The sequence below is a fragment of the Nocardia sp. 852002-51101_SCH5132738 genome, assembly GCF_001665695.1.
In the GTDB taxonomy this organism is placed as follows: Bacteria; Actinomycetota; Actinomycetes; order Mycobacteriales; family Mycobacteriaceae; genus Nocardia; species Nocardia nova.
On sequence record NZ_LZML01000172.1, the window covers coordinates 6,569 to 20,575 of the forward strand.

General features: G+C 70.9%; 1 protein-coding gene (running past one end of the window). It reads left to right on the forward strand.

The annotated features are described in order from the left end of the window. On the forward strand, positions 1–14,007 hold the 5' portion of the coding sequence (locus A5789_RS26080; RefSeq protein WP_064927381.1) for a non-ribosomal peptide synthetase. It continues 3,651 nt past the right edge of the window; 14,007 of the gene's 17,658 nt are visible here — the first part of the coding sequence; its start codon is at positions 1–3; the stop codon falls past the right edge of the window.

The following is a 14,007-nucleotide window of genomic DNA, read 5'->3' on the forward strand; positions in this document are numbered from 1 at the left end:
GTGCAGAGTTCGGAGTTGAGCGGTTTCGGTCCGGGTGAAGGTCACGGCGCCGAGATCACATCGGATCCGTCGCCGTTCCCGTTGACGCCGGCGCAGCTCGGCGTCTGGTACGCCCAGCTGCTCGATCCGCGGACTCCGATCAACATCGCCCAGTACGTCGACATGCACGGAGACCTCGATGTCGAAGTGCTGCAAAAGGTCTCGGTCGAGGCGGCCCGGGAGTTCGGGTCCACGGTGGTGCGGCTCGGCGAAGTCGACGGCGAGCCGTATCAGTGCGTGGACCCGCGGCTACCCGTCGACATCGTGCCGGTCGATCTGCGCGACGCCCCCGATCCGGTCGCGGCGGCCCACGACTGGATGCGCGCGGACTACACGCGGCCGGTGGATCTGCTGACGGACCGGCTGTTCGCCGGCGCCGTGCTGCGGGTCGGTGAACGGCGCTGGTTCTGGTATCTGCGCGCCCACCACATCGTTCTCGACGGATTCGGCGCCCTGACCAACACCATGCGCGTCGCCGAGCGCTACACCGCCGAGCTGCGCGGCATCGAACCCGAACCCGCCAAGGCCGGCAGCCTCGAATCGCTGGTCGAGGGTGAACGCGGCTACCGCGACAGCACCCGGTTCGGCTCCGATCGCGGGTACTGGGGCGAGCGGGTCCGCGATCTGGACGGCGCGACCACGCTCAACGGCCGCAGCGCACCCCGCGCGGCCGGAAACCTGGTCTACGGCCGCCGGCTGCCGGACAAGATCGCCACCCGAATGAACGACCTTGCGACAGCGCATGATTCGACTGCGGCCGTGGTGTTGCTCGCGGCCTTCGCGGCCTATCTGGCCCGGCTGACCGGACGCGACGAGGCGGTGCTGAGCCTGCCGGTGACCGCCCGCACGACGGCCGTCATGCGGCGCTCGGCCGGCATGCTCTCCAATATCGTCCCGCTGCGGTTGCGGGTCGGGCAGGCCACCTGGGCGCAGCTGTTGCAGCAGACCCGGGTCGAGGTGGCCGGGGCCCTGCGGCATCAGCGCTACCGGCACGAGGACATCCGCCGCGACGCCGGCATGGAAGGCCTGGCCACCCGCCGCGCGCTGTTCGGGCCACTGGCCAACATCATGCTGTTCCGCAGTGACCTGACCCTGGGCGATACCACCGGCCGCTACCACGTGCTCTCGACCGGGCCGGTCGAGGATATGAGCCTCAACGTCTACTACGGCGACAGCGACCGGGTGCACGTCGACTTCGAGGCCAACCCGAATCTGTACCGCGCCGACGACATCGCCCGCCATCACGCCCGCTTCGTGCGGTTCCTGGAGCGGCTGGTCGACCTCGATCCCGAGCGGCCGCTGTCGTCGGTCGCGGTCACGACCGATCTGGAGCGTGAGGTCAGCCTCCGGATCTGGAATGCCACCGAGGTGGATATCGCCGCGCTTGCGGGTGCGGACGCGACCCTGGTGTCGATGTTCGAGCGCCAGGCGGCGCGGACCCCGGAGGCCGTCGCGCTGCGCGGATCGCGGACCCTCGGCTACGCCGGGTTCGCGGCCGAGGTCAACCGGCTCGCGCGCTATCTGATCGCGCGCGGCGCCGGACCGGAAACCACGGTGGCGCTGCATATTCGGCGTTCCCCGGAGCTCGTGGTCGCGATGTACGCGGTACTGGCGGCGGGTGCGGCGTATGTGCCGCTGGACCCCGACCATCCCGCCGAACGCATCGGCTACGTGCTCGAGACCGCGAAGCCGGTCTGCGTGCTGACCACCGCCGGCGATCACGGCGACGGTGACACCCGGTGGATCGACATCGACGAACTGGACCTGTCGGCGCTGTCCGCGGGGCCGGTGACCGACGCCGAGCGGATCTCGCCGCTGCGGCCGCAGCATCCCGCGTACGTCATCTTCACCTCCGGCTCCACCGGGCGGCCGAAGGGCGTCGCGGTCACCCATGCCGCGATCGTCAACCGGCTGGTCTGGATGCAGAGCGCCTACCGGCTCACCGCCGCGGACGTCGTCCTGCAGAAGACCCCCGCCACGTTCGACGTGTCGGTGTGGGAGTTCTTCTGGCCGTTGCAGGTCGGCGCGAGCCTGGTGCTGGCGACGCCCGACGGGCATCGCGACCCGGCCTACCTGCGCGCGGTGATCGCCGAATTCGGTGTCACCATCGCGCATTTCGTGCCTTCGATGCTGGCGGCCTTCCTCGGCGGCGTGGTCGACGCCTCCGAATTGAGTTCGCTGCGTGCGGTGTTCGCGTCCGGTGAGGCGTTGCCCGGACCGCTGGCGCAGCGACTGCGGGCCGCGGCGCCGCGCGCGCGGCTGCACAATCTGTACGGACCCACCGAGGCAGCGGTCGATGTCACCGCGCATCAGGTGGGCCCGCTCGATACCACCGGTGTGCCGATCGGCGCACCGGTTTTCAACACCCGGCTGTACGTGCTCGACGCACGGTTGCAGCCGGTGCCCGTCGGCGTTCCGGGTGAGCTGTATCTGTCGGGGGTTCAGCTCGCCCGGGGCTACGTCGGGAGGCCGGAGCTGACCGCCGAACGGTTCGTCGCCGATCCGTTCGCGGACAGTGAGACGGAGGCCGGCCCCGGGGCGCGGATGTATCGCACCGGGGATCTGGTCCGCTGGACGGCCGACGGTGAGCTCGAGTATCTGGGCCGCACCGATTTTCAGGTCAAACTGCGCGGGCTGCGGATCGAACTCGGCGAGATCGAAGCGGTGCTCGGCGCGGTGCCCGGGGTCGCGCGCGCGGTGGTCGTGGTGCGCGACGATGCCGGCACCGGTGCGCAACTGGTGGCCTATCTGGTCGAGACCACCGCCGGCGCGGTCGACGTGGCGCGCGTGCGCGGCGCGGCCGCGCGCGAGTTGCCCGGCTATATGGTGCCGGCGGCATATGTGATGCTGGCATCGCTGCCGGTCAACGCCTCCGGCAAACTCGATCGGGCCGCGCTTCCCGCGCCCGAGCGGACGGCCGGACAGTACCGCCGCCCGCAGTCGGTCTCGGAGCGGGCGGTCGCCGAGGTGTTCGGTGAGGTGCTCGGCCGTGAGCGCCTCGGACTCGACGACGACTTCTTCGCCCTGGGCGGTAATTCGCTGGTCGCGACGCAGGTGGCGGCACGATTGAACGCCGACCTCGGCTGCGCGCTGACCGTGCGGGAACTGTTCGAGGCCACCACGGTCGAGGCGCTGGCCGAGCTGATCGACCGCGCCTTCGAAACCGAGGACATGCACGAGAGCGCCGGGCCGGTCGCCGGGCCGCGACCGCAGGTGCTGCCGCTCTCGCCCGCGCAGCAGCGCATCTGGTTCCTCAACCGGTTCGAGGAGGACAGCGCCGGCTACAACATGCCGTTCGTGGTCCGGATGACCGGCGCGGTGGACACCGAGGCCCTGCGAGCGGCCCTGGCCGATGTGGTGGCCCGCCACGAGGTGTTGCGCACCGTCTTTCCGGCGGACGACGAGCTCGTGGCCCGGCAGCATATTCTCCCCGCCGGGCAGGTCGGGCCGGAGTCCTTCGCGGTGGAAACCGTTGCGGCGGAGGGCCTCGACGCGGAGTTGACGCGCCTGGCGGCACGCGGGTTCGATCTGACCGCCGAAATCCCGTTGCGAGCGACGATTTTCGAACTCGCCGCCGATGATGTCGCGCTGGCGATCGTGCTGCACCACATCGCCGCGGACGGACTCTCGCTGCCGGTGCTGGCGCGGGATGTGGCCGCGGCCTATACCCGCCGCCGGTCGGGTATCGACGCCCCCGAGGCGCTGCCGGCGGTGCAGTACGCCGATTACGCGCTGTGGCAACGGGATCGGCTCGGTATCTCCGAAGATCCCGAATCCCTGGCCGCCCAGCAGCTCGGCTACTGGGCGCACACGCTGGCGGGTATTCCCGACCAGCTGGACCTGCCCGCCGATCGGCCGCGGCCCGCGGTGGCCGCCGGCCGGGGCGCCACCTATCGCTTCGACCTACCCGCGGACCTGCACGCGGCGATCTCCGAACTCGCCCGTGCCCAAGGTGTTTCGACCTTCATGGTGCTGCACGGCGCGCTGGCCGCGCTGCTCGCGCGGATCTCGGGCGGCGACGACATCGTGATCGGCACTCCGGTGGCCGGGCGTGGTCACCGCGAACTCGACGATCTGATCGGCATGTTCGTCAACACGCTGGTGCTGCGCACCCGAGTGGCGGCCGACGAACCGTTCACCGCTCTGCTGCAACGGGTCCGGGCGGTGGACCTGGGCGCCTTCGCGCACGCCGATCTGCCGTTCGAACAGTTGGTGGAGGCGCTGAACCCGGTCCGTTCGCAGGCCCGCCACCCGTTGTTCCAGGTGATGCTGGGTGTGGCCGACACTCAGGACATCGCCGTCGAGTTACCCGGATTGTCCGTGCGGACGAGTACCCTGGACACGGCGGTGACCAAGTTCGACCTTCAACTGACGGTCACCGAAAGCTTCGCCGGTGCCGGTCCCGGGGAAGGTCCGGCACCGGCGGGGATCACGGCGGAGTTCACCTACGCCACAGATCTTTTCGAGTCGGACACCATCGCGGCGTATGCGCGGTGGTGGCGGCAACTGCTCGTCCAGGTGGTCGCCGAGCCCACTCGTGTGGTGGGCCGGCTGCCGCTGCTCGACGCCGCCGAGTTGCGGCGCACGATCGACGCCGGCCGCCGCGGCGCGGGGGAAACGGCTCCCGACGTGCTCACCGCGTTCGAGCGGCAGGCCCTCCTGCGGCCCGATGCGGTGGCCGTGGTCGACGGCGAGCGGCAATACACGTACGCCGAACTGTCGGCGCGGATCAACCGCCTGGCCCGCCATCTCGTCGGCGCGGGCGTCGGCCCGGAGTCGCTGGTCGTCCTGGGGATGCGCCGGTCGGCCGAGTTGGTGATCGCCGCCTACGCCGTGCTGGCCGCCGGCGGGGCGTACGTACCGGTCGACCCGGATCAGCCGACGGCCCGGTTGCGGCAGATGGCCGAGACCGCCGCGCCGGTATGCATGCTGACCGCCGGGGATGCGCCCGATCTGGACCTTCCGCGAATCGCGATCGATGCGCTCGAGCTCGACGGCCTGTCCGATCGCCCGCTCACCGACGCCGACCGGATCGCCCCGGTGCGGTCGGCCGACACCGCGTACGTCATCTTCACCTCCGGCTCCACCGGAACGCCGAAAGGCGTTGCCGTCCAGCGCGGTTCGCTCGACAACCAGATCGCCTGGATCGCCGCTGAATACGGGATCGGTGAGCGGGACGTGGTGCTGTTCAAGACCCCGGCGACCTTCGACGTTTCGGTATGGGAGCTGTTCGCGCCGCTCGGCAGCGGAGCGCGGCTGGTGGTCGCCGCGCCCGACGGGCATCGCGACACCGCGTATCTGGCCGCGACCATCGCCCGGCACGCCGTGACCATGATCTCGTTCGTACCGTCGCTGCTGGCGACTTTCGCGAACACCGTGACACCGGCCGATATCCGCACGCTGCGGTGTGTTCTCGTCGCCGGCGAGGCCCTCAACGGAGAGGCCGTGCGGGCGTTCGCCGCGGTGAGCGATGCCGCCGTGCACAATCTGTACGGGCCCACGGAATTCACCGTGCACGCCACCCACGCGCCGGTTGCGCCGGACCGCATCGGTCCCGCGCCGATCGGTAAGCCGGTGCGCGACAGCCACATTCTGGTGCTCGACCGGCAGCTGCGGCCCGTCCCCGATCTGGTGATCGGCGAGCTGTACCTGTCCGGTGCGCAGGTCGCCCGGGGGTACCACCGCCGGACCGGTGCGACCGCCCAGCGATTCGTGGCCGATCCGTTCGGCCCCGCGGGTGCTCGCATGTACCGCACCGGCGACCTGGTGCGCCGCCTCCGCAACGGGGATCTGGAATATCTGGGGCGCAGCGACTTCCAGGTGAAGGTGCGGGGCCAGCGCATCGAACTGGGCGAGATCGAGGCGGCGCTGCTGGCCACGCCCGGCATCGACGCGGCAGCGGTGCGGGTGTACCGGCATCGGGCCGGCGATCTGCTGGTGGCCTATGCGGTGTGCGACGGCGATCCGCGGACCCTCGCCGAAAGCAGGCTGCGGGATCGGCTGCCGTCGTACATGGTGCCCAGCGCCTACGTCGCGCTGGCGGCCATGCCGCTGACGGCCTCCGGCAAACTCGATCGCGCCGCCCTTCCCGATCCGGTACTGGCCACCGAACGGTTCCGTGCGCCGGAGAGCGCCGAGGAGAAGGCCGTGGCGGCGGTCTTCGCCGCTGTGCTGGGTGCCGAACAGGTCGGGCTCGACGACGACTTCTTCGCCCTCGGCGGCAATTCGCTGGTGGCGACCCAGGTGTCGGCCCGGCTGGCCGAGGCGCTGGACCGCGAGGTCGCGGTGCGCCTGCTGTTCGAGAACCCGGTGGTCGCGAATCTTGCCCGGCGACTGCGGGATTCGTCTCCCCGCCGGCATCGCGCGTTGACCGCCGGACCACGGCCGGAGCGGCTGCCGCTGTCCTACGCGCAGCAGCGGATGTGGTTCCGCAACCAGTTCGACACCGAATCGGCGGTCGACAATCTGACCACCGCCATCCGGCTGCGGGGCGAGCTGGATGTCACCGCCCTCGCCGCGGCGGTGCGTGATGTGCTGGCGCGGCACGAGGCCCTGCGTACCCGGTATCCCGCCGTCGACGGCGTGCCCTTCCAGCAGGTACTCGACCCGGCGGACGTGGTGGTCGACCTGGCGCCGCAGCCGGTGCCCGAGGACGAGTTGGCGCAGCGCCTGCGGGCCGAGGCGGCCGTCGCCTTCGCGGTGCGCGACCAGGCGCCGATTCGGACGGCGCTGCTGCGTAGCGCCGCCGATGTGCACGTGCTCGTCGTCTCCATTCACCACATCGCCGCGGACGGCTGGTCGATCGCGCCGCTGACGCGGGATCTGATGCAGGCCTATGCCGCGCGCACGGCCGGCCGGGCGCCGCAGTGGCTGCCGCTGCCCGTGCAGTACGCCGACTTCGCGCTCTGGCAGCGGGCCGTGCTCGGCTCCGAGGACGATCCGAATTCACCCATCGCCGAGCAGATCCGGTTCTGGGCAGGCGAACTGGCGGGCCTGCCCGACGTGCTGGCCCTGCCGGGCGATCGGCCGCGGCCGGCGACGGCGACGGGCCGCGGCGCCCGATACCGCTTCGCGGTGCCCGCCGAGACCGTCTCCGCGCTGCGTGAGCGGGCCGAGCGGACCGGCGCCACCTTCTTCATGGCGCTGCACGCCGCCTTCGCGGTGGTGCTGGCGAAACTGTCCGGGCAGCGCGATATCGCGATCGGCACGCCGATCGCCGGCCGGGGTGAGGCCGCGCTCGACGATCTGGTCGGCATGTTCGTCAATACGCTGGTGCTGCGCGCCGACGTCGCGCCCGAGTCCTCGTTCATCGCACTGCTCGACGCCGTGCGCGAGGGCGACCTGCGCGCCTTCGCCCACCGCGACGTTCCGTTCGAGCGTCTGGTCGAGGTGCTGAATCCGATGCGCTCGGCGGCCCGGCACCCGCTGTTCCAGGTGATGCTGGATCTGCGCCAGGCCGCCGCCGGCGAACCGCGACTGCCGGGGCTGCGCGCGACGACGCTCGAACTCGATTCCGGCACCGCCAAATTCGACCTGCACCTGACGGCCGAGGAAGCGGCCGACGGCAGCCTGGCGGCGGTCTTCGAATATGCGACGGACCTGTTCGACGAGCCGACCGTCGCGGGATTCGCGCGCCGGTTCCGCCTGGTACTGGAAGCCCTCCTCGCACAGCCGGAACGGCCCATCGGCGATATCGAACCGATGTCGGCCGCCGAACGCGAAGAAATCCTCGGCGCATGGAACGACACCGCCCACGAGGTGCCGGCGACCACACTGGCCGACCTGTTCGCCGAGCAGGCGCGGCGCAGCCCGAATGCCGTCGCCCTGCGCTTCGAGGGCGCCGAATGGACCTATGCCGGCTTCTCGGCGCGGGTGAATCGACTGGCGCGGCTGCTGGTTTCGATCGGCGTCGGCCCCGGCCGCACGGTGGCCCTGGGCATCCGCCGCAGCGACGATCTGGTGGTCGCCATGTACGCGGTGGTCGCCGCGGGCGCCGCCTACGTACCGCTCGACCCCGACCATCCCGCCCGGCGCATCGGTGACGTACTGCGCACCGCGCGGCCGGTGTGCGTGCTGACCCGCTCCACCGATGGGCTCGATCTCGATACGAGCGGTCTGGTCAGTCACTGCGCGGTCCTCGATATCGACCTGTTCGACACCGGCGACTACTCGTCGGCGCCGCTCACCGACGCCGACCGGCTGCGACCGCTGCGGCCGGGCCATCCCGCCTATGTCATCTTCACTTCGGGCTCGACGGGCAAACCCAAGGGTGTGGCGGTGAGCCACCGGGCGATCGTGAACCGGCTGGTGTGGATGCAGGCCGAGTACGAACTGGCCGCCGCCGACGTCGTACTGCAGAAGACTCCGGCGACCTTCGACGTGTCGGTGTGGGAGTTCTTCTGGCCGTTGCAGGTCGGCGCCCGGCTCGTGGTGGCCCGGCCCGACGGCCATCGCGACCCCGCCTACCTCGCCGAACTGATTCGCGCCGAACACGTTTCGGTGGCGCATTTCGTGCCCTCGATGCTCGCGGTGTTCCTCGCGCACGCGCGGTCGGGTTCGCTGCGGACGGTGTTCGCCTCCGGTGAGGCGCTACCCGCGGAGGTCGCGCAGCGCCTGCGGGCGGTCACCGGTGCGCGACTGCACAACCTCTACGGGCCGACCGAGGCCGCGGTCGACGTCACTGGCCACGAGGTCGTCGACACCGACACCGCGACCGTGCCGATCGGCCGCCCGGTGTTCAACACCCGGCTGTACGTGTTGGACGCGCGGCTGCGGCCGGTGCCGGTGGGCGTCGCCGGTGAGCTGTACCTGGCCGGCACGCAACTGGCCGAAGGGTACGTCGGCCGCCCCGACATCACCGCCGAACGGTTCGTGGCCGATCCGTTCGGTACCGGGGAGCGGCTCTACCGCACCGGCGATCTGGTGGCGTGGAACCCGCGTGGTGAACTGGAGTATCTGGGCCGCACCGACTTTCAGGTCAAGGTGCGCGGCCTGCGCATCGAATTGGGCGAGATCGAAGCGGCGCTCACCGCCGTGCCCGAGATCGCACAGGCCGTGGTGATCGTTCGCCACGATCCGCAGACCGGTGACCGGCTGGTCGCGTATCTGCTGCCCGCCGACGGCGCAGGCATCGATATCGACGCGGTGAAAGCCACACTGGCGCAGCGACTACCGGCCTACATGCTCCCCGCGGCCTACGTCGTACTCGACGCGTTCCCGCTCAACGGCTCGGGCAAGCTGGACCGCGGCGCCCTGCCCGATCCGGTCTGGCAGGCGCGCGAATATCACGCGCCGGCGACGGCGGCCGAAGCCGTGGTCGCCGAGGTCTTCGCGGAGGTGCTGGGCGCCGAGCGCGTAGGGCGCGACGACGATTTCTTCGACCTCGGCGGCAATTCGCTGCTCGCCACCCAGGTGCTGGCCCGCATCGGCGCCGCTCTGGACACGCAGCTGCCGGTTCGCCTGCTGTTCGAGGCCACCACGGTGACCGAGCTGGCGGCGCGGGCCGAGCTGCTGGCCGGCACCGGTGCGCGCGCGCCGCTGACCGCGCGCACGCTGCCGGAGCAGGTGCCGCTCTCGGCGGCACAGCGGCGGATCTGGTTCCTCAACCGCTTCCGCGCCGACGAGCGGGCGGCCGCCGCGGTCGACGTCATCCCGCTGGCGCTGCGATTGCGCGGAGCACTGGATATCGACGCCCTGCGCGCGGCCCTGGCCGATGTGGTGGAGCGGCACGAGACGTTGCGCACCCGCTACCCCGATACCGCGGACGGGCCGGTGCAGGTCGTCGAGCCCGCCGCGGCGCACATCCCGGCGTTGCGCGTGGCCGCGGTGAGCGAGCAGACGCTGGCCGAGCGCATCGCCGGGATCTGCGCCACCGAATTCGACCTCACCGTCGAAACCGGCTTGCGCGCCGAGCTTTTCGCGCTGTCCGCTGATCATCACGTACTGCTGCTGGTCCTGCATCACATCTGCGCGGACGGCCTTTCCCTGGGCCCCTTGGCCGCGGATGTGACGGCCGCGTACGCCGCGCGCCGCGACGGACGCGCGCCCGGCTGGCAGGACCTGCCGGTGCGCTACCGCGACTACACGCTGTGGCAGGCGGAAGTCCTCGGCGATCCGGCCGATCCGGAATCCGAACTGTCCCGCCAGCGCGAATTCTGGCGCACCCGCCTGGCCGGGCTGCCGGAACAGCTGGACCTGCCCACCGATCGGCCGCGTCCCGCGACACCGTCGTACCGCGGTGGCAGCCACCGCTTCCAGATCGACTCCGATCTGCACAGCGAACTGGGCGAACTGGCCCGCAAACACGAGACCACCCTGTTCAGCACGGTGCATGCCGCGCTGGCGGTGCTGCTGTCGCGCATGTCGGGCACCTCCGATATCGCGATCGGCACCCCGGTGGCCGGGCGCGGCGAGGCCGCGCTGGACGCGATGGTCGGCATGTTCGTCAACACCATCGTGTTGCGCAGCGAGATCGACAGTCGTGAGCACTTCCACACCGTGCTCGATACCGTTCGCGCGCAGGATATTTCGGCCCTGTCGCAGGTGGACGTGCCGTTCGAGCAGGTGGTGGAGATGCTGGCGCCGGCCCGCACGGCGAGCCGTCATCCGCTGTTCCAGGTGGCGCTGACCTTCCAGAACTTCACCCTGCCCGAGGTCGAGTTGGCGGGGCTGCACGTCACGCCCGAGGCGGTCGACGCGGCCGCCGTCGCGTTCGACCTCCAGTTCACGCTGGTCGAGTCCATCGACGACGACGGTCGTGCGGGCGGGATGTCGGTCGAGATCACCTATGCCGCCGATCTTTTCGATGCGTCGACGATCGCGGAGCTGGCCCGGCGCTTCGAGCAGGTGCTGGCCGCGGTCAGCCACGACCACACCGTCGTGGTCGGCGACATCCAGTTGCTCAGCGCCGAGGAACAGCATCGCGCGCTGTACGAATGGTCCGTCAGCGGCGACGATCGTTCCGAAACGACCACCATCGCAGCGCGTTTCGCGGCGGCCGCGCGGGCGGACCGAACGGCCGTCGCGGTGCGGGCCGGCGACGCGGCCCTCACCTACGGCGAACTCGAGGACCGGGCCCACGGCCTCGCCCGGCGCCTGATCGCGGCCGGCGCCGGTCCGGAAACACTTGTCGCCGTGGCGCTGCCACGCTCGGCCGACCTGATCGTCGCACTGCTCGCGGTCGTCGAATCCGGCGCCGGTTATCTGCCGATCGATCCGGACTACCCCGGCGACCGGATCGAATACATCCTCGCCGACGCCCGGCCGGTGTGCGCGATCACCGGTACGGACGGCCCGGCCCGCGGCTGGTTCGACGGCCCGGTAATCGACCTGGACACCGTGTCCTGGCAGGAGCTGGACACCGCGCCGATCACCGATGCCGACCGCCGCTCGCCGCTGCGCCCGGACAACACCGCCTACGTCATCTACACCTCCGGTTCCACCGGCCGACCCAAGGGTGTGCAGATTCCGCACGCCAATGTGATTCGGCTGCTGGACAATTCCCGCGAGCGATTCGGTTTCGACCACTCCGATGTGTGGACGCTGTTCCACTCCTACGCCTTCGACTTCTCGGTGTGGGAACTGTGGGGTGCGCTGCTGCACGGCGGCCGGATCGTGGTCGTCGACTACTTCACCTCCCGGTCGCCGCAGCAATTCCGGGAGCTGCTGATCGATGAGGGCGTGACGGTCCTCAACCAGACGCCCTCGGCGTTCTACCAGCTGATGAGCGCGGACCTGGCCGACGCTCCGGCCGACTACCGGCTGCGCTGTGTGATCTTCGGCGGCGAAGCGCTGGAGCCGGCGCGGCTGCGGGACTGGTTGGCGCGGTATCCGCACACACCGCGGCTGATCAATATGTACGGCATCACCGAGACGACGGTGCACGTGTCGTTCCGGCCGATCGACGCGCGCACCGGTGCGGCCGGGGTGATCGGAGGCGCCCTGCCGGGTCTGACCGTGCGGTTGCTCGATTCGCGGCTGCGGCCGGTGCCGGTGGGTGTGCCGGGCGAAATCTACGTCTCCGGCGGACAACTCGCCCGCGGATATCTGCGGCGGCCCGCCTTGACCGCGGGGCGCTTCGTGGCCGACCCCTACGGGACGGCGGGTTCACTCGCCTACCGCTCCGGTGACCTCGCGCGGTGGACCGCGACCGGTGACCTCGAATATCTGGGACGCGCCGACCACCAGGTCAACCTGCGCGGCTTCCGGGTGGAACTCGGCGAGATCGAGGCCGCGCTGATGGCGGTGGACGCGGTGGCACAGGCCGCGGTCGTGGTCCGCGCGGACGACGGAGCCGAGGCCCGGATCGTCGGATATGCGGTGGGCGCCGACCTCGACGTGGCGTCGGTGCGCCGCGCGGTCGCCGAGCGGCTGCCCGAGCACATGGTTCCGGCCGCCGTGGTCGCGGTCGACCGAATTCCGTTGACCGTCAACGGAAAGCTCGACGTGCGCGCCCTTCCGGCGCCGGTGTTCGAGACGGTCGGTTACCGCCGGCCGGCGACCGCCGCCGAGCAGATCGTGGCCGATGTGTTCACCGAGGTGCTCGGCGAACTCGGCACCGACCGGGCGGTGGGCGCCGACGACGACTTCTTCGCCCTCGGCGGCAGCTCGCTCTCGGCGGCCAAGGCCGTCGCCCGCATCGGCGCGGCCCTGGGTGTGAGCGTCCCGGTGCGCACGCTGTTCGAGAATCCGCGGGTCGCCGATCTCGCGGTGGCGGCACTGACGGGCGGTGACCGGCCGGCCCTGGTCGTCGGTGCGCGCCCGGTCCGGCTGCCGCTCTCGCCGGCGCAGCAGCGGATGTGGTTCCTCAACCGGTTCGACCGCGCCTCGGCCGCCTACAACATTCCGCTCGCGCTGCGCCTGTCCGGCGACCTGGACGAGCAGGCCCTCGCCGCGGCACTGCGTGATGTCGTGGCGCGGCACGAATCGCTGCGTACCGTCTACCCCGAGATCGGCGGCGAACCGGCGCAGGTGATCTTGCCGGTCGAGCGGGTCCACATCGACACGACGGCCGTACCGGTCGCCGAAGACGCACTGCCGCAACGAATCCGGGAGTTGTTCGGCACCGGATTCGACGTCACCGCCGACGTGCCCGTGCGGGTGCGGGTGTTCGAACTCGCCCCCGACGAGCATGTGCTCGCGGCGGTGCTGCATCACATCTGCGCCGACGGATCCTCGATCGTGCCGTTCGTCGCCGATCTGATGCGCGCCTACGAGGCACGGGTCCGGTCCGACGGGCCCGGCTGGTCGCCGCTGCCGATCCAGTACGCCGACTACGCGCTGTGGCAGAAGCGTCTGCTGGGCGCCGAGGACGACGCGGAATCGGTGGCCGCCCGGCAGATCGCGTTCTGGCGCGAGACGCTGGCCGGGCTGCCGGATCAGCTCGACCTGCCGACCGACCGGCCTCGCCCGGCCCGGCAGAGCCTGCACGGCCGCCGCGTCGAATTCGCCGTCGACGCCGCGGTGCACCGGCAGCTGGCCGGCGTGGGCCGCAGCGCCGGCGCCACGGTGTTCATGGTCGTGCACGCGGCGTTCGCGGCGGTGCTGGCCCGGCTCTGCGATACCGGCGACATCGCGGTGGGCACGCCCGTCGCGGGGCGTAACGACGCCGCGCTGGACGAGGTCATCGGCATGTTCGTCAACACCGTGGTGTTGCGGACCGCGGTCGATGTGGACGCGCGCTTCGACACGCTGCTCGACGGCGTGCGCGCCACCGATATCGCCGCGCTCTCGCATACCGATGTGCCGTTCGAACGCCTCGTCGAGGTGTTGAATCCGCGCCGCTCGACCGCTCGGCATCCGCTGGTGCAGGTGGGTCTGTCGTTCCAGAACCACGATCGCGCCACCCTGCGACTACCCGGCCTGACCGTCACCGAGGTCGAATCCGACAGCACGACAGCGCAATTCGATCTGCATCTGTTCGCCGTCGACCACCACACCGAGTCCGGAGTCCCGGCCGGCATCGAGCTG